The organism is Streptomyces sp. NPDC060194 (assembly GCF_042728285.1).
Lineage (GTDB): Bacteria > Actinomycetota > Actinomycetes > Streptomycetales > Streptomycetaceae > Streptomyces.
The window spans coordinates 67,135-92,311 of record NZ_JBHWZH010000003.1 but is presented as its reverse complement, the minus strand read 5'-3'; the positions used below and the strand labels follow the sequence as shown (position 1 = coordinate 92,311).

Genomic DNA, 25,177 nt, shown 5'->3' with positions numbered 1-25,177 from the left:
CTCCCGGCTCTCCCGGGGGCGGGCCGCCGCGCTGTCCGGCTGCGCGGGGACCCGTGACGGGAGCAGGTCCGCCAGGACCTCGGACAGGCGGACCGGATCGCGGGTCCGCGGGGCGCAGGCCCCGCAGAAGGGCCGGCCGGGATGAGCACACCAGGCGGAACGGACCGTCGTCGTCATGGATCGCCCCCTTCGCTGCCGGAGCGCTCGGGCCCGGCCGATGGAATCTGCCCTTCTGCGCAGGGTCGCACGCACCACTGACAGTGAAGCCCCGGCGAACGGCGGGCCGCGGCCCGGCCACGGCCCGGCGGACCGCCGCGCGACGGCCCGCGGGGTCCCGTACCGCCGCTCGGCGCAGGGTGGCGGAGCCCGGGCGGACCGGGAGCCGCCCCCGGACGGCGGGCCTGGCTACCCTGACCGGATGACCAGCACTCCCGTCCGCTTCGACCGCGGACACACCGATGACCTCATGGGCTACCTCGCCGCGTCCCCGACCCCGTACCACGCGGTGGCGAACGCGGCCGAGCGCCTGGAGAAGGCCGGCTTCCGGCAGGTCCACGAGACCGCCGCCTGGGACGGCACGACCGGCGGTAAGTACGTGCTGCGCGGCGGCGCGCTGATCGCGTGGTTCGTGCCCGAGGGCGCACGGCCGCACACCCCGTACCGGATCGTCGGCGCGCACACCGACTCGCCGAACCTGCGGGTCAAGCCGCTGCCGGACACCGGCGCGCACGGCTGGCGGCAGGTCGCGGTCGAGGTCTACGGCGGCACCCTCCTGAACACCTGGCTGGACCGCGACCTGGGCCTCGCCGGCCGGCTGACGCTGCGCGACGGCTCGCACCGGCTGGTGAACGTGGACCGCCCGCTGCTGCGTGTCCCGCAGCTCGCGATCCACCTCGACCGGCAGGCGAACGACGGCCTGAAGCTGGACCGGCAGAAGCACATGCAGCCGGTCTGGGGCCTCGGCGACGTCCGCGACGACGAAGGCGGCATCGTGCGCTTCGTCGCCGAGGAGGCCGGCGTCGACCCCGAGGACGTGGCCGGCTGGGACCTGATGGTGCACGCCGTGGAGGCGCCCGCCTACCTGGGCCGCGACCGCGAGCTGCTGGCCGGGCCCCGGATGGACAACCTGATCTCGGTGCACGCGGGCGTCGCCGCGCTGATCGCCGCCGCCGGGAGCGAGACGCTCACCCACATCCCGGTGCTCGCGGCCTTCGACCACGAGGAGAACGGCTCCGAGGCCGACACCGGCGCCCAGGGCCCGCTGCTCGGCAACGTCCTGGAGCGCTCGGTCTTCGCGCGCGGCGGGGCGTACGAGGACCGTGCGCGCGCCTTCGCCGGCACCGTCTGCCTCTCCTCCGACACCGGGCACGCGGTGCACCCCAACTACGCCGAGCGGCACGACCCGACGCACCACCCGCGGGCGAACGGCGGCCCCATCCTGAAGGTCAACGTCAACCAGCGGTACGCCACCGACGGTTCGGGGCGCGCGGTGTTCGCCGCCGCCTGCGAGCGGGCCCAGGTGCCGATGCAGAACTTCGTCTCCAACAACGCGATGCCGTGCGGCACCACGATCGGCCCCATCACCGCCGCCCGGCACGGGGTCAGCACGGTCGACATCGGCGTCGCGATCCTGTCCATGCACAGCGCCCGCGAACTGTGCGGCGCGGACGACCCGTTCCACCTCGCCAACGCGCTGCTGGCCTTCCTGACGGACTGACACCCCACCCGATTCCCGTGTCCCGCATGTGCGTTGAGGACGGGGGTACCCGCATCTCCAAGCGAGCCGGTCCCGGCAGGCGGCCGACCGAATCGGAGAGGGCGGAATCATGGGCATCGGTGGATGCATCGGTCTGATCGCGGTGGGCGCCATCCTGACGTTCGCGACGGACTGGAAGCTGGACAGCGTGAACGTCGACCTGGTCGGCGTGATCATGATGGTGGTCGGCCTGATCGGGGCCGCGGTCTACAGCACGGTCCTGCGCCGGCGCCGGGTCATCGTCCCGGGTGACGGCGCGGTCGTCGAGGACGGCACCCGACCCGACTACCGGTGACCGCACGCCGTCCCGGCGGGACGGCTGAATGCGTGTACCTGGGGCCCCGACCGCGGTCGGGGCCCCGCGCGCGGGTAGGCGTCAGGCCATGAGATACCTGGTGAAGGAACGCCTGCTCGCGATCGGCGACGACTACTGGATCAAGGACGAGGACGGCGACCGCGTCTTCCACGTCGACGGCAAGGCGCTCCGCCTCCGCGACACCTTCGTGCTGAAGGACGCCGAGGGGAACGAGGTCGCCGTCATCCGCAAGAAGATGATCAGCGTCCGCGACCGGATGCGGATCGAACGGGACGGCGAGACCCTGGCCACCGTCCACAAGAAGCTGATCAAGGTCTTCCGGGACCGGTACGTCGTCGATCTCGCCCACGGGGGGCAGCTCGACGTCCGCGGCAACTTCATCGACCGCGAGTACACGGTCAAGCGCGACGGCGACACGCTCGCCGAGGTCTCCCGCAAGTTCTTCCGTCTGCGGGACACCTACGGCATCGAGATCACCCGCGAGGACGCCGACCGCGGGCTGCTGATCGCGGTGTGCGTGTGCGTCGACCAGTTGGCGGCGCAGTAGGCCGCGGCCCACCCGTCCGCGGCGCGCCCGCGGCCCCGGCTCAGCGCTCCACGCCGAGCCGGCGGTCCTTCAGCGCCGGGAACTGCTCGCGCGTCAGGGCGACCCGCGCGGGGTCGAGTTCGACGGCCAGGACTTCTTCGTCCGCCCCCGCCTCGGCCAGCACCTCGCCCCAGGGGTCGACGACGATGCTGTGGCCCGCCTGCGGCACGTCCGCGTGGGTGCCGGCGGTGCCGCAGGCCAGGACGTACGCCTGGTTCTCGACCGCGCGGGCCTGCGCGAGCAGGGTCCAGTGGGCGCGGCGGCGCTCGGGCCAGCCCGCCGGGACGACGAACGCCTGCGCGCCGAGGTCGGTCAGCCCCCGGAAGAGCTCGGGGAAGCGCAGGTCGTAGCAGGTGGCGAGGCCGAGGTCGAGCTCCGGGTGGCGGACCACGGCGAGCTCGTCGCCGGCGGCCATCAGCGTCGCCTCGCCGCGGTCGAAGCCGAAGCGGTGGATCTTGCGGTAGGCCCGGACCAGCCGGCCGGTGGGGTCGAAGACCAGCGAGGTGTTGAACAGCGGCCCCTCGCCGTCACCCGAGGCGGGTCCGCGCTCCACGATCGAGCCGGCGTGCAGCCAGACGCCCGCGTCCCGCGCGGCCTCGGACATCACCGCGTGGGTGGGGCCCTCCAGCGGCTCCGCCTCGGCGGCGAAGTCCTCGTAGGCGAACGCGCCGACCGGCCACAGCTCGGGGAGGACGACGAGATCGCCGTCGGTGCCCCCGGCGTGCTCCCGGACCAGCGCGGCGGCCCGCGCACGACGGTTATCGGGCGATTCCGACCGGTCTACACCGATCTGGATGAGGGAGGCGCGCACACTACCACCGTCCTGGCATTCGAGCCGTCGTCACGGGCCTACGATCGTCACACGAAAGCACTGCAAGGGTGCCTCGCCGCAGCGTACTTTGACTGACCAGGAACGCCCGCCGCCGTCCCCGTCCGCTGCCCGTCCGCCCGCGCCGTTCGCCCACCCGCTCGTCCGCCCGCCCGTGTTCGACCGCCCGAGGGGTCCCGTTGACCGTCCATCCCAGCCTCCAGCCCTACGCCGACGCCTGGGCCCACTCCATCGAGGCGATATCCGAGCTCGTCCTGCCGCTGGCCGAGGGTGAGTGGAACCGTGCGACGCCCTGCCCGGGCTGGTCGGTGCGCGACATCGTGTCGCACGTCATCGGCCTGGAGTGCGAGATGCTCGGCGACCCCCGGCCGATCCACTCGCTGCCGCGCGACCTCTACCACGTCACCAACGAGCACCAGCGGTACATGGAGATGCAGGTCGACGTCCGGCGGCACCACACGGCCCCCGAGATGACCGCGGAGCTGGAGTACACCCTCATCCGCCGCAACCGGCAGCTGCGCAACGAGACCCGCGGCCCCGAGGCGGTCCTGCGCGGCCCGCTCGGCACCGAGGTCACCCTCGAACAGGCCATGCGGAACCGGGCGTTCGACGTCTGGGTGCACGAGCAGGACCTGCGGACGGCGCTGAACCGGCCGGGCGACCTGGACGCGCCCGGCGCGCTGATCGCCCGTGACGTGCTCCTGGAGGGCCTCCCGAAGGTCGTCGCCCACACGGCGGGCGCGCCGGCCAACTCCGCGGTCGTGGTGGACGTGCACGGTCCGGTCGAGTTCCTGCGTACCGTCCGCGTCGACGCCGACGGCCGGGGCACGATCGACGGCACGCCCTCGCTGGGCCCCGCGATCACGCTGACACTCGACTGGGAGACGTACTACCGGCTGGCGTGCGGGCGGGTCCGCGGGCACGCCGTCGCCGACCGGATCAAGGTCGAGGGCGACCAGGAGCTGGCCGACGCGATCCTGCGGGGGTTCGCCGTCACGCCGTGAACCGGCGGGTCCGCGCGGACGGCGCGTCCCGCGCGGGCTGCGGTTCAGGGAACGGGGACGTGCACCGTCTCCACCCGGCTGGCGACGAGCCGTTCGCGCTCGATCCTGGCCACGCGGCGCCTGAGCCGCAGCATCTGGGTGAGGCCGAGCGCCTGCAGGACGAAGACCGACGCGAAGGCGATCCGGTAGTCGTCCCCCGTCGCGTCCAGGAGCACGCCGACGGCGAGCAGCGTCACCATGGACGCGGTGAATCCGCCCATGTTGACGATCCCCGACGCCGTCCCCTGCCGGGCGGGCGGGTTGGCCGGCCGGGCGAAGTCGAAGCCGATCATCGACGCCGGCCCGCAGGACCCCAGGACCGCGCACAGCGTGACGAGCAGCCACAGCGGGGACCGGCCGGGGACGGCGAGGACGGCGGCCCACAGCAGCGCCGTCGCGAGGACGGTGCCGACGGCGAGCGGCAGCCGCGCCTCGTGGTGACGGGCGATCACCTGGCCGTAGACGAGGCCGACGACCATGTTGGAGACCACCACCACCGTGAGCAGGTCGCCCGCGCCGGAGCGGTCCATGCCCTGCGCCTCGATGAGGAACGGCATCCCCCACAGCAGCAGGAACACCATCGCCGGGAACTGCCCGGAGAAGTGCACCCACATGCCGAGCCGCGTGCCCGGCTCGCGCCAGGCCGCGGCGATCTGCGCCCGGACGTACCCGGAGCGCTCCTTGCGGGCCGGGGCGGGCTCGTACCCCTCGGGGTGATCCTTCAGGAAGGCCAGGGCCAGGACGAGGACGAGGACGCCGGCCACGGCGCTGCCCGCGAAGGTCGCCGTCCAGCCGACGCCGTGCAGGGTGCGGGAGACGACCAGGGTGGAGACCAGGTTGCCGCCGACCCCGAACAGCGCGGCCACCTGCGCGATCAGCGGGCCGCGCCGGGCGGGGAACCAGCGGCTGCCCAGGCGCAGCACGCTGATGAACGTCATCGCGTCGCCGCAGCCGAGCAGGGCGCGGGCGGCGACCGCCGTGCCGTAGGACGGCGCGAAGGCGAAGGCGAGCTGGCCCGCGGTGAACAGCAGGATGCCCAGCAGCAGCACCTTCTTGGTGCCGAGCCGGTCGACCATCAGTCCGACGGGTATCTGCATGCCGGCGTAGACGAGCAGCTGCAGGATCGAGAAGGTCGACAGGGCCGAGGCGTTGATGGCGAAGCGGTCGGCCGCGTCCAGTCCCGCGACCCCGAGCGAGGTGCGGAAGATGACGGCGACGAAGTAGACGGCGACGCCGATGCCCCAGACGAAGGCGGCGCGCCGGCCGCCGGGCGGATCGCCGGGCAGCAGCCCGGCCGGGGTGCCGGCGCTCACCGGTCCTCGCCCCGGACCAGGATCCGCACCCGGCCGACGTGCCGCCGTACGCACTCGGCGGCGGCCTCCACGTCGCCGTCGCGGACGGCCTCGACGATCTCCGCGTGCTCCGCGAGCGTGCGGGCCACCCGTTCGGGGTGGGCGTGCATCAGCGCCACTCCCATGCGGAGTTGGCGGTCGCGGAGCTGGTCGTAGAGCCGGGAGAGGATCTCGTTCCCGGCGGCGCGGACGATCTCGGCGTGGAAGCACCGGTCGGTGACGGCGCACTCGGCGAGTTCCCCGGCCTCGGCCTGTGCGCGCTGCTTCGCCAGGAGTTCGGTGAGCCGCGGGACCAGGTGGGGCGGGGGCGCGGGGACCACCTTGCGGACCGCGAACTCCTCGACGAGCAGCCGCGTCTCGACGACGTCGGATATCTCCTGCGCGGAGACGGCGAGGACCAGGGCGCCCTTCTTGGGGTAGAGCTTGATCAGCCCTTCGACCTCCAGGCGCAGGAGCGCCTCGCGCACCGGCGTCCTCGACACCCCCACCGCCTCGGCGAGACCGCCCTCGGTGAGCAGCGTGCCGCCCTCGTAGCGGCGGTCGAGGACCGCCTCCTTGATGTGCGAGTAGACGCGTACTGCGGCGGGCGGGGCGGGGGCTGACGGCATGCGCACAGCTTAGATACAAGCGGTACGCATGCGAAGGGGCGTCCGGATGGCGGATGGGGGCGCGCGGCCGCCTGATTCTGTCGCCGCTCGCGTGCATCCTTTTGCGCCCGCGAGGCGTCTCCCTTTCAGGCGCCACACCGATGCGGCGCTCAATTCGGGCATTTCGCATATTCGGAGCGTTCATCTTGATACACGGCACCCGGGTCCGCAGAACCGCCGTCGCCACGCTGACGACCGGCGTCGTGCTGTCCGTCCCGCTCCTGTCGGTGCCTGCCCAGGCGGCCGCGCCGACGGTCACCGCCCGGGGCGCGTACATGGTCGACGCGGGCACCGGACGGGCGCTCTTCTCCAAGGGCTCCACCACGAAGCGCTCGATGGCGAGCCTCACCAAGGTGATGACCGCCGACGTCGTGCTCAACGCCAAGGGCCTGAACCTCAGCAAGAAGATCACGATCAAGCAGGCCTACGTCGACCGCATCTGGCAGAAGAACGCCAGCAGCGCGTACCTGAAGGTCGGCGACAAGCTCACCGTCCGTCAGCTGCTCAGCGCGATGCTGCTCCCCTCCGGCTGCGACGCGGCCTACGCGCTCGCCGACACCTTCGGCACCGGTTCGACCACCGCCGCGCGCACCAAGTCCTTCGTCGCCAAGATGAACGCGCGGGCCAAGACGCTCGGGATGACGAGCACCAAGTACGACTCGTTCGACGGCATCTCCAACGGCAGCAACTACTCCACGCCCAAGGACCTCACCAAGCTGGCCCGCGACGTCCTGAAGAGCCCGACCTTCAAGGCGGTCGCCGACGACCAGTCGTACGTCGCGAAGGCCACGGCCAGCAACGGCCGGATCCGCACCTACACCTGGTACAACACCAACAAGCTGCTCAGCACCTACCGGGGCGCCATCGGCCTGAAGACCGGGTCGGGCCCCGCCTCGGGCTACTGCCTGATGTTCGCCGCCAAGCGCGGCGACCGCACGATCACCGGCGTCCTGCTCGCCTCCACCTCGGAGAAGCGCTTCCCGGACGCCACGAAGCTCCTGGACCACGCCTTCAGGACCGCGCCGTAGCCGTCGCGGCACCCACCGGGCCGACCGTCGCGGAGCGCTCGCGATAATCGGACCCATGTCGGCCACCGCAGCGTCCTCCGGAACCCCGCACGGCCCCGGCACCGATCCCGGTACCGGGGCCGTCGGCGTGCCGGCGCGCCCCGCGGACCCCGCGGACCGAACGCGCCGGCGGGACCGGCTGCGGGCGGCCGCCCGCGCGGCCGCCCCCGCCCTGCTCGCCTACGCCGCCGTGCGAGCGCTCGGCCTGCTGGTCCTCGCCGCCGCCTCCCTGGCCACCGGGAAGGACGGCGGTTTCCGGCTGCACGGCCGGTGGGACGCGGTCTGGTACCAGCGGATCGCCGCGGACGGCTACGGCTACACCGTCACCCTCCCCGACGGCTCGGTCCACTCCGACCTGGCGTTCTTCCCGCTGCTCCCGCTCCTGGAGCGTGCCCTGTCGTGGCTCGGCCTCTCCTACGGCGGCGCGGGGCTGCTCGTCGGGCACCTCGCGGCGCTCGCCGCCGCCTGGGGGATCTTCGCCGTCGGGGCGCGTCTGCACGGCCGTCGCGCGGGGGTGCTGCTCGCGGCCCTGTGGGGGGCGTACCCGACGGCCTTCGTCCAGTCGATGGCCTACACCGAGACGCTCTTCACCGCACTCGCCGCCTGGTCCCTCCACGCCGTGCTCACCCGGCGGTGGCTCGCCGCCGGTCTGCTGTGCGCCCTTGCGGGCCTCACCCGGCCGACGGCGGCCGCGCTGATCGCCGCGCTCGCCCTGACCGCCGTTCACCAGGTGTTGACCGGCCGTGATCTGCCGTGGCGCGAACGGCTGCCGTGGCGCGTGCTCGCCGGCGTCTGCCTGGCCCCGGCGGGCTGGCTGGGCTACGTGGTCTTCGTCGCGGTCCGCGAGGGCGGCCCGAGGGCCTACTTCGACGTGCAGGCCTCCTGGGGCAACAGCATCGACTTCGGCGTCTCGCTCGGCCGTTTCGTGCTCGGCCTGCCGCTGCCCGCCATGCTGGGGCTGCTGGCGGCCCTCGCCCTGCTCGGGTGGCTGCTCGTGCTTGTCGTCCGCACCCGGCCGCCGCTGCCGGTGCTCGCGTACACCCTCGCCGTGGTCGCGGTCTCGCTGATCGGGGCTGGCTACTTCGGCTCCCGGCCCCGGCTGATGATGCCGGCGTTCCCCCTGCTGATCCCGCCCGCGCTCGCCCTCGCCGGCGGCCCCCTGCGCCGCGCGTACGCGGTCGTCGGAGCGGCGGCGGTGGGATCGGCGCTCTACGGGGCGTTCACGCTGCTGGGGTCGGGACCGCCGTGAACCCCGAGGGGGCCCGGACGTCGTACCGTCCGGGCCCCCTCGGGAGATTCCGCTCAGGACCAGCTGAGCAGGCGCTTCGGGCGCTCCAGGATCGCCGCCGTGTCGGCAAGCACCTTGGAGCCCAGTTCGCCGTCCACCAGGCGGTGGTCGAAGGACAGGGCGAGGGTGGTGACCTGCCGGGGCCTGACCTTGCCCTTGTGCACCCACGGCTGGAGCCTGATCGCACCGACCGCGAGGATCGCCGACTCGCCGGGGTTCAGGATCGGCGTCCCGGTGTCGACGCCGAAGACGCCGACGTTGGTGATGGTCACCGTGCCGCCCTGCATCGCCGCCGGCGAGGTCTTCCCCTCCCGGGCCGTGGCGACCAGCTCGCCGAGCGAAGCGGCCAGCTCCGGCAGCGTCTTGGCGTGCGCGTCCTTGATGTTCGGGACGAGCAGCCCGCGGGGGGTGGCCGCGGCGATGCCCAGGTTCACGTAGTGCTTGAGCACGATCTCCTGGTTCGCCTCGTCCCAGGCCGCGTTGATCTCCGGGTTGCGGCGGATCGCGACGAGCAGGGCCTTGGCGACGAGCAGCAGCGGGTTCACCCGCAGACCGTCGAAGGCCCGGTCCTCCTTGAGCTCCGCGACCAGCTTCATGGTGCGGGTGACGTCGACGGTGACGAACTCGGTGACGTGCGGCGCGGTGAAGGCGGAGCCGACCATCGCGGCTGCGGTGGCCTTGCGCACGCCCTTGACCGGGACGCGTGTTTCACGTGAAACATCCGCCGCGGCCGGTTCGCGTGTTTCACGTGAAACATCGGCTGCGACCGAGATGGCGGGTTCGTCCGTTTCACGTGAAACATCGGCGGCGGACTGCCGGGACGCCAGGGCCGCGTGCACGTCCTCACGGGTGACGATGCCGTCGGGGCCGGTCGGGGTGACCGTCGCCAGGTCGATCCCGAGGTCCTTTGCGAGCTTCCGCACGGGGGGCTTGGCCAGCGGTCGCCCTATGCCGGCGGCGACGGGCGCGGGCTCGACCGGTGCCGCGGCCGGGGCCGGGGCCTGGGCGGCCGGCGCGGGCGTGCGGCCGTTCAGCTCGCCCTGCACGGCCGCGGCGGCGGGCTGCGCGGCGCCGTCGCCCTGCTTGCGGGCCCGGCGCTTGGTGGAGGCCTCGGCCACGCCGTAGCCGACGAGCACCGGGGTGCGGGCGGGGGCCGCGGGCTCCCCCGGCTCCGTCGGGACGACGGCCTGCGCGGCGGGCTCGACGGCGGCGTCGGGGCCGCCCACGTCGACGGTGATGATCGAAGTGCCGACGTCAACCGTCGTCCCCTCCTCGAACCGCAGCTCGTGGACCACGCCGTCGTAGGGGATGGGCAGCTCGACGGCCGCCTTGGCCGTCTCCACCTCGCAGACGACCTGGCCGTCGGTGACCGTGTCGCCGGGCCGGACGAACCACTTGAGGATCTCGGCCTCGGTCAGGCCCTCGCCGACGTCCGGCATCTTGAACTCGCGGTAGCGCACCGCGGTGGCATCAGTAGTCATGGTCTCGGCACCCCTCAGTACGCCAGCGAGCGGTCGACGGCATCGAGGACCCGGTCGAGCCCCGGCAGGTACTCCTCCTCGAGCCGCGCGGGCGGGTACGGGGCGTGGTAGCCGCCGACCCGCAGCACGGGGGCCTCCAGGTGGTAGAAGCACCGCTCGGTGATCCGGGCGGCGATCTCCGCGCCCGTGCCCAGGAAGACCGGGGCCTCGTGCACCACGACGATCCGGCGGGTGCGCTCGGCGGAGGCCTGGATCGCGTCGAAGTCGATCGGGGACATCGACCGCAGGTCGAGGACCTCGACCGACTCCCCCTCCTCGGCGGCGGCGGCCGCCGCCTCCAGGCACACCTTCACCATCGGCCCGTAGGCGACGAGGGTGAGGTCCGTGCCCTCGCGGACGACCTTGGCCTCGTGCAGGGAGGAGGGGATGGCCTCCACATCGACCTCGCCCTTGTCCCAGTAGCGGCGCTTGGGCTCGAAGAAGATCACCGGGTCGTCGCTGAGGACGGCCTGCTGGAGCATCCAGTAGGCGTCCGCCGGGTTGGCGGGCGAGACCACCTTCAGACCCGGGACGTGCGCGAACAGCGTCTCCGGCGACTCGCTGTGGTGCTCGACCGCGCCGATACCGCCGCCGTAGGGGATGCGCACGACGACCGGCAGCTTGATCTTGCCGAGCGCACGGGCGTGCATCTTCGCGAGCTGGGTGACGATCTGGTCGTAGGCGGGGAAGACGAACCCGTCGAACTGGATCTCCACGACCGGACGGTAGCCGCGCAGGGCCAGGCCGATCGCGGTGCCGACGATGCCGGACTCGGCGAGCGGGGTGTCGATGACCCGCTCCTCGCCGAAGTCCTTCTGCAGCCCGTCGGTGATGCGGAAGACGCCGCCGAGCTTGCCGACGTCCTCGCCCATGACGAGGACCTTGGGGTCGCTGTCCATGGCGTGCCGCAGGGACTCGTTGAGCGCCTTGGCGATCGTCATCGTGGTGGTGGCCATGGTCAGTTGCCCCCTTCGGCGGAGCCCTCGAAGGAGGCCTGGTAGGCGGCGAACTGGGCGCGCTCCTCGTCGACGAGGGCGCTGCCGTCCGCGTAGACGTTCTCGAAGATCGCCATCAGGTCGGGGTCGGGCATGGCCCGGACCGTCTCGCGGACCCGCTTGCCGAGCGCCTCGCTCTCGGCCTCCAGCTCCTCGAAGAAGGCGGCGTCCGCGAGCCCTGCCTTCTCCAGGTAGGTCCGCATCCGCAGGATCGGGTCCTTGGCCTCCCAGGCCGCCCGCTCCTCGTCCGCCCGGTACTTCGTCGGGTCGTCGGAGGTGGTGTGCGCGCCCATCCGGTAGGTGAAGGCCTCGACCAGCATCGGGCCCTCGCCGCGCCGGGCCCGCTCCAGGGCGTGCCGGGTGACGGCCAGGCAGGCGAGGACGTCGTTGCCGTCGACCCGCACGCCGGGGAAGCCGTAGCCCTGGGCGCGCTGGTAGAGGGGGACGCGGGTCTGCTTCTCGGTGGGCTCGCTGATCGCCCACTGGTTGTTCTGGCAGAAGAACACCACCGGCGCGTTGTAGACGGCCGAGAAGGTGAACGACTCCGCCACGTCGCCCTGGCTGGAGGCGCCGTCGCCGAAGTAGGCGATGACCGCGCTGTCGGCGCCGTCCTTGGCGACCCCCATCGCGTAGCCGGTGGCGTGCAGGGTCTGCGAGCCGATGACGATCGTGTAGAGGTGGAAGTTGTTCGAGTTGGGGTCCCAGCCGCCGTGGTTCACGCCCCGGAACATTCCGAGCAGGTTCGTCGGGTCGACGCCCCGGCACCAGGCCACGCCGTGCTCGCGGTAGGTCGGGAAGACGTAGTCGTCGGGCCGGGTGGCCCGGCCGGAGCCGATCTGGGCGGCCTCCTGGCCGAGCAGCGAGGCCCACAGGCCCAGCTCGCCCTGGCGCTGGAGGGCGGTCGCCTCGGCGTCGAACCGGCGGGTGAGGACCATGTCGCGGTAGAGACCGCGCAGCTCCTGCTCGCTCAGGTCGACGGAGTAGTCCGGGTGCTCGACGCGCTCGCCCTCGGGGGTGAGCAGCTGGACGAGGTCCGGGTCGGAAGGGGCGGCCTTCCGGGCGCGGGCGGCGCCCGAGGCGCGCTTCCCGGCAGTGCTGGTGCTACTGCTGCGACGCGGCTTGCGCGCTGCTGCGGCAGTGCTTTCCACGGTCACGTGTGCTCCTCCGTCGGTCCGGCCCCCGGGTTCGCCGGCGGCCAGTGCGGCTCGCCCGTCGCCCCGCGCCCGCGCACAGGGGTGGGTGCGTGAAGCGGAGTACAGGCGTGACAGGTGCCCCGGCGAGCGCCCTGCACAACCGCACGTTACCCAGTGCTCGCCGCATCCGTGAAACCCTTCTGACCTGCGATTTTGCTTGGATTTCCAAGTAATTCCGCGGAATCTGAAGCGGTCGGGGACGACAACCACTGGTCACAGCCTTGCAGGGGCCCGGGACACCGGCACGTTATCCCTCGCACCCCGGGCACGGGAAGGGTTCGTGTGTGAGACTGCAAACGTGCGCGAAGAAGGAAAAATCCAGGTATTCCTCCTCGACGACCACGAAGTAGTCCGGCGGGGTGTGCACGAGCTGCTCTCCGTCGAGGACGACATCGAGGTCGTCGGCGAGGCGGGGACGGCCGCGGACGCGCTGGTCCGCATCCCCGCCACCCGGCCCGACGTCGCCGTGCTCGACGTCCGGCTCCCGGACGGCAGCGGGGTGGAGGTGTGCCGGGAGATCCGTTCCCGCGACGAGTCCGTCAAGTGCCTCATGCTCACCTCGTTCGCCGACGACGAGGCACTCTTCGACGCGATCATGGCGGGCGCCTCGGGTTACGTCCTGAAGGCGATCCGCGGCACGGAGCTGATCGACGCGGTCCGCGACGTCGCCTCCGGCAAGTCCCTGCTCGACCCGGTGGCGACCGCCCAGGTGCTCCAGCGGCTGCGCGACGGCAACAGCCCGAAGGGCGACGACAAGCTCGCCCACCTCACCGAGCAGGAGCGCAGGATCCTGGACCTCATCGGCGAGGGCCTGACCAACCGGGTCATCGGCGAGCGGCTGCACCTGGCGGAGAAGACGATCAAGAACTACGTCTCCTCGCTGCTGTCCAAGCTCGGCATGGAGCGCCGCTCGCAGGCCGCGGCGTACATCGCCCGGATCCAGTCCGAGCGACCGCGCTGACCGGGACCTTCGTCCCGATCGTCCGGGGCGGGCTCCCCTGGCGGTCCGAAGAGGCCCCGGCGCAGGGTGGGAACATGCCCATCGACGAACTCCGCGCGATCGACCTGCTGAGCCGGGTCCCGCACGGCCGCGTGTCCGCCAGCCTCCGGGCGATGCCCTATCTGGCGCTCGCCCGGCACGCCGTCGTCGACGGCCGCGTGCTGATCCGGATGCACCGCGGCGGCGGGCACCACCAGGCGCTCTCCGGCGCCGTCGTCGCGTACGCCGCCGACAACATGACCCCGGCCGTGGCGGACGGCATCGCGGCCCCCGACCGCACCGGCCACGGCCTCGACGACCTGTGGACCGCCCACGTCATCGGCACCTGCCGGCTCGTGCGCGACGGCGCCGCCCCCGCCGAGAGCGCCCTGCTCGGCCCGCTCCCGCACGGGGTGGACGACGAGAGCTACGACCCGGTGTACCTGTGGCTCACCCCCGAGTTCGGCGAGGCGCACCGGCTGCGGCCCCTGCCTCCGACCGCCGGGCGCACGCCGGGGCCGGATGCGGAGCGCGTCCTCTAGCATCTGGCGCGTGCCGCGCTCCGACGCACCACCTCTGACCACCTCTGCGCTCCTCGCGCTCCCCCCGCGCCCCCGTCCCCCCTCCGACACGCCGCCCCTGCGGGCCTTGCTGCGCGGCTACGGCGTGGGCGAGCCCCTCGGCTGCGTCCCCGTCGCCCAGGGGCTCCTCAACCGGGGCTACCGCGTCGACACCGCCGGCGGCCGCTACTTCCTCAAGCACCATCTCGACGGCGACAGCGCGGCCGTCGTCCGGCGGCACCGGGCCGTGCGGCGCCTCGCGGAGCTCGGTGTCCCGGTCGCCGCGCCGCTGTCGGACGCCGCCGGCGGCACCGTCACCGTCGTGGACGGCCGCTGCTACGCGCTGCACCCGTGGGTCGAGGGCCGGCACCGGCAGGGGGCGCAGCTCACCGCGGCCCAGTCGCGGACGCTCGGCGCGCTGCTCGGGTTCGTCCACGCCTGCCTGGCGCGGGTGATGGGCGCACCGGCCGGCGAGCACCCCAGCGCCGATCCGGCCGAGACCCGCGGCCTGATCGAGCTGCTGCTGCCGCTGGCCCGCGGCGCCGGACCGTACGACGCCTTCGACGCGCTCGCCGAGCAGCGGCTGACCGAGCGGCTCCGGCTGCTCGACGCGCACGGCCACCGCAGGCCGCCGCCCGGCGGGGCGACGGGCTGGGTGCACGGGGACTTCCATCCGCTCAACCTGCTCTACCGGGGCACCCGGCCCGTCGCCGTCGTCGACTGGGACCGGCTGGCGGACGGGCCGCGCGCGGAGGAGGCGGTACGGGCCGCGGCGATCTTCTTCCTGCGGCCGTCGGGGGCGCTCGACCTGGAGAAGGTGCGCGCCTACGCGGGCGCCTACCGGCGGGCCGCCGGGGCCGACGGCGCGGAGCTGGCGGCGGCCGTGCACCGGGTGTGGTGGGAGCGGCTCAACGACTTCTGGATGCTCCGGTGGCGCTACCTGCGGCACGACCGCAGGGCCGACGCGCAGATTCCCGCTGCGTCGGCCCTGGTGGTGTGGTGGACGAAGGAGTACGAGGCGGTGGAGGCGGCCTTCGCCGAGTGAGGGGTGGGGTCAGGGGGTGGTGCCCGCCGCGGCGCCCTCGGTCGTGGCGCCCGTGTCGGCGCCACCGGCATCCGCGCCGCCGGCGTCGGTGCCGCCCGCGTCGGTACCACCCGCGTCCGTACCGCCCGCGTCGGTACCACCGGCATCCGTACCACCGGCATCCGTACCGCCCGCGTCGGTACCACCGGCATCCGTACCGCCGGCATCCGTACCGCCGGCGTCCGTGCCACCGGCATCCGTGCCGCCCGCGTCCGTGCCGCCCGCGTCGGTACCACCGGCATCCGTACCACCCGCGTCGGTACCGCCCGCGTCGGTACCACCGGCGTCCGTGCCACCGGCATCCGTGCCACCGGCATCCGTGCCGCCCGCGTCGGTGCCGCCCCCGTCCGTGCCGCCGGCGTCCGTGCCTCCGCCGTCGGTGCCACCCGTCGTGTCACCGGTCGATCCGCCGGAGTCGGAGCCACCGCCGCCGGTGGTCGACGTACCGCCCGTGGCGCCGCCGTCGGTGCCGCCCTTGCTCGGCTTGCCGGACGGGTCGTCGCTCTTGTCCGGGGCCGTGCTGCTGGTCGAGGTCTGGTCGCTGGGGTCGTCGCCGCTCGTGCCGTCGCCATTGCCCGACATCGCGTACACGACACCCGCGCCGATCAGGACGACCGCGAGCGCCGCCAGGATCCACATCAGCGGTCCGCGCCGGCGTTCGCCGTCGTCACCGTCGGAGTAGCCGCCGTAGCCGCCGTCGTCCGGGTCGATCGGCGGGATCATGCCGCCGTTGTGCGCGGTCGCGTCGAAGGCCGTGGAGCCGGCGAGCCCCGCGCCCGCCACCGAGGCCATGCCCATGGCGGGCGTCATGCCCTCGTTGCCGATGGGGCCGGTGTTCCACGTGCCGGTGTGGCTGCCCTGCTCCTGCATCATCTGCAGGCCGTACTGAACCAGGCCGCGCATCTCCTCGGCGGTCTGGAACCGGTCGTCGGGGTCCTTGGCCAGCGAGCGCATGACCAGGCCGTCCAGCTCCGGCGGGGTCACCTCGGAGGTCTCCGACGGCGGGACGGGCAGGTCCTGCACGTGCTGGTAGACCACCGCGAGGGGGGTCTCACCGGTGAACGGCGGCCGTCCGGTGAGCAGTTCGTACAGCAGGCAGCCGGTCGCGTAGAGGTCGCTGCGGTGGTCGACGGCCTTGCCGAGCGCCTGCTCGGGGGAGAGGTACTGCGGGGTGCCCATGACCATGCCGGTCTGGGTCATCGTCGACTGCACGCCGTGCAGGGCGCGCGCGATGCCGAAGTCCATCACCTTGACGGCGCCGGAGTTGGTGATGATGACGTTCGCGGGCTTGATGTCGCGGTGGACGATGCCGTGCTGGTGGCTGTAGGCCAGCGCTTCGAGTACCCCGGAGGTGATGATCAGGGACTGCTCGGGGCCCGGCGGCTCCGCGGTCTGCAGCAGGTCGCGGATGGTGCGGCCCTCGACCAGCTCCATCACGATGTACGGCACCATGTTGGGGCCGATCCGGTCCTCGCCGGAGTCGTAGACCGCGACCACCGCGTGGTGGTTGAGCCCGGCGACCGACTGCGCCTCGCGCGTGAAGCGCGCCTTGGACGTCGCGTCCTCGGCGAGGTCGGAGCGGAGCAACTTCACGGCGACCACCCGGCCGAGGCGCAGGTCCTCGGCGGCGAACACCTCCGCCATGCCGCCGCGCCCGATCCTGCGCGTCAGCCGGTACCGTCCGTCGCCGACCAGTCCGTTGTTGCCCCAGTACTCCGGCGCGTCAGACATGCCGCCGCCATTCGCCCCGGGGTCGGACGGATCGTGGGCGTGCTGCTGTGCCATCAGTCCTCGCCGTCGTATCTCTCCGCGAGCGGAACGCCCCGGTTCCTGGTGATCCCGGTGGTCGTCGCGGTGGTTGTCACGGTGCTCCGCCAGGTCACGCTACAGGCATCCAGGGGCGGTCCGGGTTCGGGAACGACCGGCCATCCAACCCGGCCCGCGGCCGCCGTGGCAAATTCTGTGTGTTACCGGTGCATTCTCCGTAACGCTTGGAGGACGCTTGCCCCGCGTACGGTCACGGAACGGGCATGCGGCTTGACGTGTTCGGCGCCTCCGGCAGACTTGGGCGTCATATCGGCAGATCACCGCGCCGGCGGGGGACGGGACGGAACATGAGCCAGGACGGCGGATTCACGGGGCGCTCCCTGGCGGGCGGCCGCTACCGGCTGCTCGACCTGCTCGGCACCGGCGGCATGGCCTCCGTCCACCTGGCGCACGACCGGGTGCTCGACCGCCAGGTCGCCATCAAGACGCTCCACTCCGAGCTCGGGCGCGAGGCAGCCTTCCGCGAGCGGTTCCGCCGCGAGGCGCAGGCCGTCGCGAAGCTGTCCCACCCCAACATCGTGACCGTCTTCGACACCGGCGAGAGCGCACTGGACGACGACGGCGGCGCCCCGATGCCGTACATCGTCATGGAGTACGTCGAGGGGCAGCCGCTCGGCTCCGTGCTCGACGCCGACGTGCGCCGGCAGGGCGCGATGCCCGCCGACAAGGCGCTGCGGATCACGGCGGACGTGCTGGCCGCGCTGGAGATCAGCCACGAGGTGGGGCTCGTCCACCGGGACATCAAGCCCGGCAACGTGATGATGACCCGGCGCGACGTGGTGAAGGTGATGGACTTCGGCATCGCCCGCGCCATGCAGTCCGGGGTCACCTCCATGACGCAGACCGGCATGGTCGTCGGCACCCCCCAGTACCTCTCCCCCGAGCAGGCGCTGGGGCGCGGGGTCGACGCCCGTTCCGACCTCTACTCGGTCGGCATCATGCTGTTCCAGCTCGTCACCGGCCGGCTCCCCTTCGACGCGGACTCACCGCTCGCCATCGCCTACGCGCACGTGCAGGAGGCGCCGGTCGCCCCGTCGTCGGTGAACCAGGCGCTGCCGCCGGCCGTGGACGCGCTCGTCGCCCGGGCGCTGCGGAAGAACCCGAACGAGCGCTTCCCGACCGCCGAGGCGATGCGCGACGAGTGCCTGCGGGTCGCGGCGTCCCTGCAGCCGGCCGCACCGCACATCATCGCGGGCCCCTCGCCGCAGGCGGGCGCCGGCATCGGTTCCACCGTCTTCCCGCCGATCGACCAGCACACCCCGCCGCCCTCCGGTCCGGTGCAGACGCCCTACCAGCCGGGCCCGTACGGCGCACCGACGCCGCAACCCGCCCACCTCCAGCAGCACCAGGGCTACGGCTACCCGCAGCAGGGCGGCTACCCGACGGCACCGCAGCAGGGCTACGGCCAGACGCAGCCGTACAACCTCTCCCCCCAGCACCCCGGCCCGTCGTCCGGCGGTGGCAAGCGGAACGTCCCGCTGATCGTCACCGCGGCCGTCGTCGCCCTGGCCGCGATCGGCGGACTGGTCGCCTATCTCTCGAACGGCGACGAAGGCAAGCGGGCGGGCGGCGACGCGAAGCCGTCCGCCAGCGCCACGAAGAACGGCTACAAGGGACCCGACACCTCCAAGACGATCGACGCGGAGAAGTGCACGGACGCGCGGGAGTCCTTCGACGACGAGACCAAGCTCCAGATGCCGAACTTCCAGTACAGCTACATCGACTCGGTCCAGGACTGCATCCAGGCCGCCCGCTGGTCGAAGAAGGTCCTGCCGATGCCGGACAACATCTTCGGCAAGGGCGCGGTCATGAAGCAGGTGCCCGCCGCGGGTGAGGACTTCGACCCCGAGGACACCATCACGCTGTACGTCTCGACGGGTTACCCGAACTGACGGCTGCGGAGTGTTTCACGTGAAACACCCGGACCGGGCGCGCGTGATGTTTCACGTGAAACGCGATGTTTCACGTGAAACGTCCGTGGTGAGTGCGCCCGGGTCCTGGGAGGGGGCCTAGAGGTAGGGGCCGCCCGAGCGGTGGGCGGGGCCGTGGGTGTTCTCGTCGTCGTCCTCGCCGCCGGCGCCCGGGGGGAGGGCGCGGCGCATCTGCTCCAGCTGGGCACGGGCGGCCATCTGCTGGGCGAACAGCGCGGTCTGGATGCCGTGGAAGAGGCCCTCGAGCCAGCCGACCAACTGCGCCTGCGCGATCCGCAGTTCCGCGTCGGAGGGGATCGCCTCGTCCGTGAAGGGGAGCGAGAGCCGCTCCAACTCCTCGACCAGTTCGGGGGCGAGGCCGTCCTCCAGCTCCTTGACCGAGCTGGCGTGGATCTCCTTGAGCCGCACCCGGCTCGCCTCGTCCAGGGGAGCCTGCCGTACCTCTTCGAGCAGCTGCTTGATCATGCTGCCGATCCGCATGACCTTCGCCGGCTGTTCCACCATGTCTGTCACCGGGACCTCGCGGGGGTCGTCGTCGCCTCCGCCGCCGAGCGCCATTCCGTCCTGGCCCAGCACCAGGATCTGGGGACTCTCCTGCGACCGTTCGTTCCTCGGCATCTCCATGCCGCCATTGTCTCGCACACCCGCCCCTGACATGGGTGTGCCCCCTGCACACGGTGATCCACCGTGCGAAGGGGGCACATCAGCGGTGGGACGTCCCGCCCGTCCCCTGCCGCCGTCGGCCGGTCACGCGTCCCTGCGGACCAGCGCGCTCTGGGAGCGGGTGACCACCGCGGCGAGCAGGGTGGCCCCGAGGGGGACGGCGATCAGCAGGATGCCGAGGGTCTCCCAGGGGATCACGACGGGGACGTACGGAGCGGTGAAGTCCCCGCCCCAGCCCTCGTTCATCGCCCGGTCGACGAACTCCTGCTGCGCCCGCCGGTCGGAGAGCCGCAGGCCGATCGCCGGCAGCACCCCCGCCGCGGAGCCGAGCACCACGCCCATCAGCGCGACCACCCCGCACTGGAAGCCGCTGAGCGTCCTGCGCACCCGCGGGGGCGCACCGACCGCGGCCAGCGTCCTGAGGTCGGCCTCGGCGTCCGCCTGGGCGAGGCCCGTGGCGATCCCCGCCGCCCCGATCGTGATCACACCGGCGAAGAGCGCCAGCGCGAGCAGGACGATGTCGGGGCGCTCGGTGAACCCGCGCTCGGTGTAGAGGCTGGCCTCGGTGCCGAGCCTGTCGATCGCCCCCTCGACCTTCTGCGTCTGGGCGCCGGTCGGCGTGGCCTCGGTGGTGAAGTAGGCGCCGTAGGACGCCGTCATCAGGCCGCTGTCCGCGGCCCGGGCCACCGCCTGCTCCGGCATGATCACCTTCACGCCCCAGTTCTGCACGCTCCGCTCGGTGACGTGCGCGGAGAACGTCCGCACCGTGGCCCCGGGCAGGGTGTCGACGTCGACGTCCTCGCCGGCCTTCTCCATCGCGTCGTAGTAGGCCGCGCTGTCCGCGATGATCCGCAGGCTCATCCTGCCGTCCTGCGCCAGGCGCCGGTCGAGGACCACGGGCCTGCCCTCACGCAACGCCCGCGCCGCGCCCTCGTCCTCGATCCCGAGCACCTTCAGGAGCTTGTCGTCCCCGACGAAGACCTCCGACTGCGCGGACGGTCCGGAGTCCTCGCAGCGCCAGTCCTTGCTGAGGCGGCGGTTCTCCTCCGGGGTGAACTTCTGGGCCTCCTCCGTGTACAGCGGGCACTCGTTCGCCTTGGGAACGATCAGCTCCGCCACCCCGCAGCCCTTGGCCTCCGAGTGGTCCTCGCAGTTCCTGTTCCCGACGACCAAGCGGTCGACGTCCGCTCTGACCGCCACCGGGAACGTCTCGGAGACCGCCTCCCGCAGGGCGGGAACCTTCCGGCCGCCGCCCTCCTGGCTGAGGAGGTACGAGGCGCCCGCCGGCAGCTGGGCGGTGTACTCGGCCCGCGCCTGGGCGTCGCTGCTGGCCTGGTACGTGGCCACCGCGACCGTGCCCGCGACGGCGGCGAGCACGGCGGCGACCGCGGGCGCCGTACGCCCGCGGTTGCGGACCGCGTCGCGCAGCGCCAGGCGCGGGGACAGTGGGAGCCAGCGGCCGGCCCGGCCGAAGAGGCCGACCAGCGTGGGCGTCAGCGCGACGACGCCCAGCTCGGCGAGGGCGCTGCCGCCGGCGACGACCATCGGGCTGCTGGTCATCGTCGAGCCGTAGAGCGCGAGCGACGCGCCCAGGGCGAAGGCGATCGTCCCGACGACGGGCAGCACCCGGTTCGCCCGGCGGACGCCCCGGCGACCGGTGAGCGAGGCGAGGACGGTCTGCCGGGAGGCGGTGATCGCGGGGACCACGGCGGCGAGCAGGCCGGTGAGGACCGCGAGGCCGCCGATGGCGAGCAGTTCGAGGGGCCGCACGTCGAACGACCCGAACCGTTTGCCGATCGTGTCCTCCAGGAGCGGCCGCAGCGCGAACGTGAGCCCCAGGCCGAGCACGGTGCCGACGACGGCCGCCGCGAGGCCGATGACCAGGCCGCCGGAGAGCACGATCGCCCGGATGTGCCGGCGGTCGCCGCCGTTCGCGCCGACCAGGCCGAGCTGGCGGCGCGAGCGGCGGGCGCCGACCGCGAAGGCGGGACCGGCGAGGAGGCAGATCTCCAGGATCGCCAGGCCGACGATCGTCGCCAGGACGGCGACCGCCGCGGCGTCGTCCGCCGCGCTGCTCCCCCAGTCCTGGTACGACGGCTCCTGGAACAGCGGGACCTGGGAGTCGGCCGGGGGGTTCAGGTGGACCGCTCGGGAGGTGACGAGTGCGCCGCCCTCGTTGGCCTCCTTGACCATGTTCCACGTGAAACCCCGCGCGCCGGGCACGTCCACGAGGTAGGAGGTGGAGGCGCCGGGACCGGGGAGGCCCTGGGCGTCCATGGCCTTCTGGAGCGGGGCGACGAGGTCGCCGGGCAGCGCGACGACCTGGTCGGCCTTGAGGTTGCCGGGGAGTTCGTAGCTCCCGACGATCCGGTACTCGCGGTCGAAGTCGGGGATCCGCAACGCCGAACCGATACCGAGTCCGCTGTCCTCCAGGAAGTGCGCGGTGACCGCCACCTCGCCGGACGAGCGGGCGAACCGGCCGTCCAGCAGGGTCAGCAGGCCGTCCGTGAGCGGATCCGTCGCCTTCAGCTCGCGCACCTCACCCCGCGCGATGCCGTTCTCGGTGCGGAACTTGGCGGCCCCGGTCGTGTCGGTGACCGACTTCGCGCCGGCCGGGATGCCGCCCGCGACGTCGGAGGGGCCGCTGGTGAACGACCCGTCCTCGTAGCCCCCCGGCGGCATGTGCTCGTTGGTGTCCGTCGGGTTCTGGTAGAGCGGCTCGCCGCCGTTCCCACTCCCGCTGAGCCGGGCGTCCGCCGCGCCGACGGTTCGCTCCAGCTGCTCGACGGTGGACAGCTCAGCACTGCGCAGCGTCAGGTCGAGCGCGCTCACCCCGAGGATGGGCACGGCGATCATGGAGAGGACGAGCAGGCTGCGGCCCTTGGCCCGGACGGCGTCCCTGCGGGCGATGCGCAGGGCGGCCCGCCACGACGTGATGCGACCGCTCACCGGGCACCTTCTATGCTGCCGAGGAGCGACTCCGCGCCGGCCGGGTTGAGCGTCTGGTCGACGACGAGGCCGTCGCGGATGAAGACGACCCGGTCCGCCCAGGCGGCGTAGCGCGGCTCGTGGGTGACCATGACGCCGGCCGCGCCCGCGTCGCAGCGCTGCCGGAGCAGGGCGAGGACGGTCTCGCCGGTCTCGGAGTCGAGCGCGCCGGTCGGCTCGTCGGCGAGGACCAGGCGGCGGTCGCCGACCAGCGCGCGGGCGATCGCCACCCGCTGCTGCTGGCCGCCGGACATCTCGTCGGGGAAGCGGTCGGCGACGGCCTCCAGGCCCATCTCGGTCAGCGCCTCCAGCGCCTCCTTGCGCGCCTTGCGGGCCGACACCCCGTCGAGCTCGCGGGGCAGGGCGATGTTCTCGGCGGCGGTCAGCGCCGGGATGAGGTTGTAGTCCTGGAAGACGTACCCGACGCTGCGGCGGCGCAGCGCGGCCATGTCCTTGCGGGAGAGCGTGCCGATGTCCTGGCCCTCGATCAGGACCTGTCCGGTGGTGGCGCTGTCGAGCCCGCCGGCCAGCGTGAGGAGGGTGGACTTGCCGGAGCCTGAGGGTCCCATGACGGCGACGAGCTCACCCGGGTGCACGGCGAGGTCGACACCCCGCAGGGCCTGCACCTCGGTGGTGCCGGAGCCGTGCGTGCGGGTCAGGGACCGGAGTTCGAGCACGGGTCGTGGCGGTGCGGAAGCGGTTTCGGACATGGGTCGGTCTCCCCCTGTGACGGTGGTCGGGACGAGCGTGCGGCGGGCCGCCCGCGCACGGTTGGTCGGACCGTGGCGGGCGCGGCGCGCGTGGGTGTGCGGATCAGGCGAAACGGTTCTGCGGCCGGGGCGCGGGGCGGACCGCTGTACGGCCGGCACGGGCCGAGTCGGGTCGGGCGGCCTGCCGGCCGGCGGCTCCCGGGTCGGCGGCCGTCGGTCGGCGGCTCCCGGGTCGGCGGCCGTCGGCCGGCGGCCGTCGGGTCGGTCGGTGACCGGTCGGCCCGTCAGCCGGTGCGGGGGCCGCCGTTGCGTGCGGCGAGGCGCTTGGCGGCGGCGCGCAGCCCCCCGTGCCGCGCGCCGCCCTCCGCTGTTTCCCTCGGTTCCCCCTCTTCTCCTCCAGCCCCGCCGGGGTCGGTGGCCGCCGCCTCCGCGAGCCGCACCAGACGCGCCTCGCAGTGGTCGAGCCAGCGGGCCTCCGCCTCGGCCTGGAAGATGAGCTGCTCCAGGACCAGCAGCCAGGCCACCTCGTCGCGGTCCGCGGGGACGTCGGCCAGGACCTGTGCCTTCAGCCGCGTGTAGTCCTGCATCGCCTTGACGGAGTGGTGCCGCTGCCCCTGGATGACAGCCCGGATGTCGACGCCGGGCGCCCCCACGGCCATCGCGAGTTTGATGGCCAGCTCGTCGCGGGGCGGACTGGTGCGGTCGACGGGTCGCTCGTACCAATTGCGGAGCTCGTCGCGACCGTGGTCGGTGATCGCGTACAGCGCGTGCCCCGCGGCGTCCTCCCCGTCCGGGGTCACCAGCCCGTCCCGTTCCAGCCGGGCGAGGGTCGTGTAGACCTGCCCGACGTTCAGCGGCCAGGTGGCCCCCGTGCGCGCCTCGAACTCGGTGCGCAGCTGGGAGCCGTAACGAGGACCGCGCTCGAGGAGGGCGAGGAGACCGTGACGGATCGACATACCGCGTATGTATACCGAGTATGTCCAGCCGTCGGCAAGGCCGGGAGGACGGAATCCGTCGTGAGGAGGACGCGGTGGTACGTGCGGGGGACGCCGGGCGGACCGCAGGACGGACGCGGTCCGTGGTCCCCTGGGGGGAGCCTTCGCCGGGGTCAGGTGCGGCGCAGGCGGACGGCGTAGACGGCGAGTCCGAGGCCGATCAGGAGCATGCCGGCCCCGAGCGGCAGCAGGCCGATGGCCCGCTCGGGGGGCTGGTCCGCCTTCGGATTCCGGTCCGTCCCCGTGCTCCCGTCCGGTGCTGGTACGCGCTCGGGCCGGGCGCTGCCCGCCTCCGCGGGGTCGTTCGGCCGGTCGGAGCGCGCCGACGGCTCGCTCGGGCCGGGTGAGCGGACGGGATCGGACGGGCCGGCGACCACGTCCTCGGCCGCGGGCGTCGGACGGTCGGCGGGGGCGGTCGGCGGGGGGACGGCGACTGCTCCGTTGGAGCGGGAGGGCGAGGGGAGCGGTGTGCGGGGCGGCCGCAGGGCGGACGGCGGGGGGTTCGCTGGATCGGCGGTCCGTGCGGGGCCGGCCGGGTCGGACTCCCGGCCCGGCCGGTCGCGGCCCTCGCCGGGGCGGCTGCCCGCCAGGGACTCGCCGGGCCTCGGCGACCGCTCCTCCCCGACGGCATCCGGCATGGATCCGGCGGCGGGCAGCGGTGCCGGATCCGACGGGGGAACGGATGCGGCCCGCCGGAGGGCCGGATCGGACCCGGGGGCGGCTGCGGGGAGCCCGGGGATGGCTGCGGGGGGCCCGAGGGTGCCTGCGGCAGGCCTCGGGGCCGGGCCGGACGGCGGGTCGGCCGCCGCCCCTGGCGCCGGGAGCGGGGGCAGGACCAGCGCGCAGAG

22 protein-coding genes are annotated in these 25,177 nt (G+C 73.2%); 10 read left to right on the top strand and 12 right to left on the bottom strand.

All coding sequences use genetic code 11. The annotated features are described in order from the left end of the window. Positions 1 to 418 precede the first annotated feature (418 nt). The 3 genes from ACFWEG_RS01390 to ACFWEG_RS01380 all read left to right on the top strand — a co-directional run bounded on the left by ACFWEG_RS01390 (position 419) and on the right by ACFWEG_RS01380 (position 2,619). Positions 419 to 1,717, top strand: a complete 1,299-nt coding sequence (locus tag ACFWEG_RS01390) for a M18 family aminopeptidase (RefSeq protein ID WP_387207865.1) — start codon at positions 419 to 421, stop codon at positions 1,715 to 1,717. 109 nt (positions 1,718 to 1,826) lie between these two features. Next, positions 1,827 to 2,051: a hypothetical protein gene (locus ACFWEG_RS01385; protein WP_387207863.1), complete on the top strand. Its 225-nt coding sequence runs from the start codon at positions 1,827 to 1,829 to the stop codon at positions 2,049 to 2,051. Between the two features lie 88 nt (positions 2,052 to 2,139). After that, positions 2,140 to 2,619: an LURP-one-related/scramblase family protein gene (locus tag ACFWEG_RS01380; RefSeq protein WP_387207860.1), complete on the top strand. Its 480-nt coding sequence runs from the start codon at positions 2,140 to 2,142 to the stop codon at positions 2,617 to 2,619. A gap of 40 nt (positions 2,620 to 2,659) precedes the next feature. On the opposite strand, the gene ACFWEG_RS01375 is transcribed toward ACFWEG_RS01380, so the two are convergent. Continuing rightward, positions 2,660 to 3,469: a carbon-nitrogen family hydrolase gene (locus ACFWEG_RS01375; protein WP_387207858.1), complete on the bottom strand. Its 810-nt coding sequence runs from the start codon at positions 3,467 to 3,469 to the stop codon at positions 2,660 to 2,662. A gap of 197 nt (positions 3,470 to 3,666) precedes the next feature. Between ACFWEG_RS01375 and ACFWEG_RS01370 the strand changes: the two genes are divergently transcribed. Further along, positions 3,667 to 4,491, top strand: a complete 825-nt coding sequence (locus tag ACFWEG_RS01370) for a maleylpyruvate isomerase family mycothiol-dependent enzyme (RefSeq protein WP_387207856.1) — start codon at positions 3,667 to 3,669, stop codon at positions 4,489 to 4,491. 44 nt (positions 4,492 to 4,535) lie between these two features. Here the strand turns inward: ACFWEG_RS01370 and ACFWEG_RS01365 are convergent, their stop codons facing one another. Both ACFWEG_RS01365 and ACFWEG_RS01360 read right to left on the bottom strand, forming a co-directional pair. Beyond that, entirely contained in the window at positions 4,536 to 5,843 is a 1,308-nt protein-coding gene (locus ACFWEG_RS01365) for a nitrate/nitrite transporter (RefSeq protein WP_387207854.1), read from the bottom strand. Continuing rightward, positions 5,840 to 6,490 (bottom strand): GntR family transcriptional regulator, encoded by a 651-nt coding sequence (locus ACFWEG_RS01360; protein WP_387207852.1) that lies wholly within the window; start codon positions 6,488 to 6,490, stop codon positions 5,840 to 5,842. The genes ACFWEG_RS01365 and ACFWEG_RS01360 overlap by 4 nt, the downstream gene beginning before the upstream one ends. A gap of 185 nt (positions 6,491 to 6,675) precedes the next feature. Here ACFWEG_RS01360 and ACFWEG_RS01355 point away from each other — a divergent pair, with 185 nt between their 5' ends. Both ACFWEG_RS01355 and ACFWEG_RS01350 read left to right on the top strand, forming a co-directional pair. Next, positions 6,676 to 7,557 (top strand): D-alanyl-D-alanine carboxypeptidase family protein, encoded by an 882-nt coding sequence (locus ACFWEG_RS01355; protein WP_387207850.1) that lies wholly within the window; start codon positions 6,676 to 6,678, stop codon positions 7,555 to 7,557. A 55-nt stretch (positions 7,558 to 7,612) separates the two neighbouring features. Continuing rightward, positions 7,613 to 8,845 carry a hypothetical protein gene (locus tag ACFWEG_RS01350; RefSeq protein ID WP_387207848.1) on the top strand — a complete coding sequence of 411 codons (1,233 nt, stop codon included), beginning with the start codon at positions 7,613 to 7,615 and terminating at the stop codon, positions 8,843 to 8,845. A 53-nt stretch (positions 8,846 to 8,898) separates the two neighbouring features. Here the strand turns inward: ACFWEG_RS01350 and ACFWEG_RS01345 are convergent, their stop codons facing one another. The 3 genes from ACFWEG_RS01345 to pdhA are packed head-to-tail and all read right to left on the bottom strand — an operon-like array spanning position 8,899 to position 12,553. Continuing rightward, positions 8,899 to 10,365, bottom strand: a complete 1,467-nt coding sequence (locus ACFWEG_RS01345) for a dihydrolipoamide acetyltransferase family protein (RefSeq protein ID WP_387207846.1) — start codon at positions 10,363 to 10,365, stop codon at positions 8,899 to 8,901. Positions 10,366 to 10,379: 14 nt separating this feature from the next. Then, positions 10,380 to 11,360: an alpha-ketoacid dehydrogenase subunit beta gene (locus ACFWEG_RS01340; protein ID WP_387207843.1), complete on the bottom strand. Its 981-nt coding sequence runs from the start codon at positions 11,358 to 11,360 to the stop codon at positions 10,380 to 10,382. 2 nt (positions 11,361 to 11,362) lie between these two features. Beyond that, positions 11,363 to 12,553 (bottom strand): pyruvate dehydrogenase (acetyl-transferring) E1 component subunit alpha, encoded by a 1,191-nt coding sequence (gene pdhA, locus ACFWEG_RS01335; protein WP_387207841.1) that lies wholly within the window; start codon positions 12,551 to 12,553, stop codon positions 11,363 to 11,365. Between the two features lie 337 nt (positions 12,554 to 12,890). Between pdhA and ACFWEG_RS01330 the strand changes: the two genes are divergently transcribed. The 3 genes from ACFWEG_RS01330 to ACFWEG_RS01320 all read left to right on the top strand — a co-directional run bounded on the left by ACFWEG_RS01330 (position 12,891) and on the right by ACFWEG_RS01320 (position 15,176). Beyond that, positions 12,891 to 13,553: a response regulator gene (locus ACFWEG_RS01330; protein ID WP_387207839.1), complete on the top strand. Its 663-nt coding sequence runs from the start codon at positions 12,891 to 12,893 to the stop codon at positions 13,551 to 13,553. A 74-nt stretch (positions 13,554 to 13,627) separates the two neighbouring features. After that, a complete protein-coding gene (locus tag ACFWEG_RS01325; protein ID WP_387207837.1) occupies positions 13,628 to 14,113 on the top strand; it encodes a pyridoxamine 5'-phosphate oxidase family protein in 486 nt (161 codons plus the stop codon). 10 nt (positions 14,114 to 14,123) lie between these two features. Next, a complete protein-coding gene (locus ACFWEG_RS01320) occupies positions 14,124 to 15,176 on the top strand; it encodes a phosphotransferase (RefSeq protein WP_387207835.1) in 1,053 nt (350 codons plus the stop codon). Between the two features lie 9 nt (positions 15,177 to 15,185). On the opposite strand, the gene ACFWEG_RS01315 is transcribed toward ACFWEG_RS01320, so the two are convergent. Continuing rightward, positions 15,186 to 16,946 (bottom strand): protein kinase, encoded by a 1,761-nt coding sequence (locus tag ACFWEG_RS01315; protein WP_387207833.1) that lies wholly within the window; start codon positions 16,944 to 16,946, stop codon positions 15,186 to 15,188. A gap of 383 nt (positions 16,947 to 17,329) precedes the next feature. Here ACFWEG_RS01315 and ACFWEG_RS01310 point away from each other — a divergent pair, with 383 nt between their 5' ends. Continuing rightward, positions 17,330 to 18,934: a protein kinase gene (locus ACFWEG_RS01310; RefSeq protein ID WP_387207831.1), complete on the top strand. Its 1,605-nt coding sequence runs from the start codon at positions 17,330 to 17,332 to the stop codon at positions 18,932 to 18,934. Between the two features lie 117 nt (positions 18,935 to 19,051). On the opposite strand, the gene ACFWEG_RS01305 is transcribed toward ACFWEG_RS01310, so the two are convergent. The 5 genes from ACFWEG_RS01305 to ACFWEG_RS01285 form a co-directional block, all read right to left on the bottom strand. After that, positions 19,052 to 19,597, bottom strand: a complete 546-nt coding sequence (locus ACFWEG_RS01305; protein ID WP_387207829.1) for a bacterial proteasome activator family protein — start codon at positions 19,595 to 19,597, stop codon at positions 19,052 to 19,054. A gap of 123 nt (positions 19,598 to 19,720) precedes the next feature. Next, complete coding sequence (locus tag ACFWEG_RS01300) at positions 19,721 to 22,585, bottom strand: FtsX-like permease family protein (RefSeq protein ID WP_387207827.1); 2,865 nt, start codon at positions 22,583 to 22,585, stop codon at positions 19,721 to 19,723. Beyond that, on the bottom strand, positions 22,582 to 23,334 hold the full coding sequence (locus ACFWEG_RS01295) for an ABC transporter ATP-binding protein (RefSeq protein WP_387207825.1): 753 nt from the start codon (positions 23,332 to 23,334) through the stop codon (positions 22,582 to 22,584). Before ACFWEG_RS01295 ends, ACFWEG_RS01300 begins: the two co-directional genes overlap by 4 nt. A gap of 284 nt (positions 23,335 to 23,618) precedes the next feature. Continuing rightward, positions 23,619 to 24,290 carry a PadR family transcriptional regulator gene (locus ACFWEG_RS01290; protein WP_387207823.1) on the bottom strand — a complete coding sequence of 224 codons (672 nt, stop codon included), beginning with the start codon at positions 24,288 to 24,290 and terminating at the stop codon, positions 23,619 to 23,621. Between the two features lie 152 nt (positions 24,291 to 24,442). Beyond that, on the bottom strand, positions 24,443 to 24,967 hold the full coding sequence (locus ACFWEG_RS01285) for a hypothetical protein (protein WP_387207821.1): 525 nt from the start codon (positions 24,965 to 24,967) through the stop codon (positions 24,443 to 24,445). Between the last annotated feature and the right edge of the window lie 210 nt (positions 24,968 to 25,177).

What these genes read in the sequence shown, in the direction of transcription:
- ACFWEG_RS01310 (WP_387207831.1), top strand. Translation starts at nt 17,330, where the DNA reads ATGAGCCAGGACGGCGGATTCACGGGGCGCTCCCTGGCGGGCGGCCGC.
- ACFWEG_RS01325 (WP_387207837.1), top strand. Translation starts at nt 13,628, where the DNA reads ATGCCCATCGACGAACTCCGCGCGATCGACCTGCTGAGCCGGGTCCCG.
- ACFWEG_RS01285 (WP_387207821.1), bottom strand. Translation starts at nt 24,967, where the DNA reads ATGCCGGATGCCGTCGGGGAGGAGCGGTCGCCGAGGCCCGGCGAGTCC.
- ACFWEG_RS01345 (WP_387207846.1), bottom strand. Translation starts at nt 10,365, where the DNA reads ATGACTACTGATGCCACCGCGGTGCGCTACCGCGAGTTCAAGATGCCG.
- ACFWEG_RS01290 (WP_387207823.1), bottom strand. Translation starts at nt 24,290, where the DNA reads ATGTCGATCCGTCACGGTCTCCTCGCCCTCCTCGAGCGCGGTCCTCGT.
- ACFWEG_RS01350 (WP_387207848.1), top strand. Translation starts at nt 7,613, where the DNA reads ATGTCGGCCACCGCAGCGTCCTCCGGAACCCCGCACGGCCCCGGCACC.
- ACFWEG_RS01390 (WP_387207865.1), top strand. Translation starts at nt 419, where the DNA reads ATGACCAGCACTCCCGTCCGCTTCGACCGCGGACACACCGATGACCTC.
- ACFWEG_RS01295 (WP_387207825.1), bottom strand. Translation starts at nt 23,334, where the DNA reads ATGTCCGAAACCGCTTCCGCACCGCCACGACCCGTGCTCGAACTCCGG.
- ACFWEG_RS01360 (WP_387207852.1), bottom strand. Translation starts at nt 6,490, where the DNA reads ATGCCGTCAGCCCCCGCCCCGCCCGCCGCAGTACGCGTCTACTCGCAC.
- ACFWEG_RS01340 (WP_387207843.1), bottom strand. Translation starts at nt 11,360, where the DNA reads ATGGCCACCACCACGATGACGATCGCCAAGGCGCTCAACGAGTCCCTG.
- ACFWEG_RS01385 (WP_387207863.1), top strand. Translation starts at nt 1,827, where the DNA reads ATGGGCATCGGTGGATGCATCGGTCTGATCGCGGTGGGCGCCATCCTG.
- ACFWEG_RS01380 (WP_387207860.1), top strand. Translation starts at nt 2,140, where the DNA reads ATGAGATACCTGGTGAAGGAACGCCTGCTCGCGATCGGCGACGACTAC.
- ACFWEG_RS01305 (WP_387207829.1), bottom strand. Translation starts at nt 19,597, where the DNA reads ATGGAGATGCCGAGGAACGAACGGTCGCAGGAGAGTCCCCAGATCCTG.
- ACFWEG_RS01315 (WP_387207833.1), bottom strand. Translation starts at nt 16,946, where the DNA reads ATGTCTGACGCGCCGGAGTACTGGGGCAACAACGGACTGGTCGGCGAC.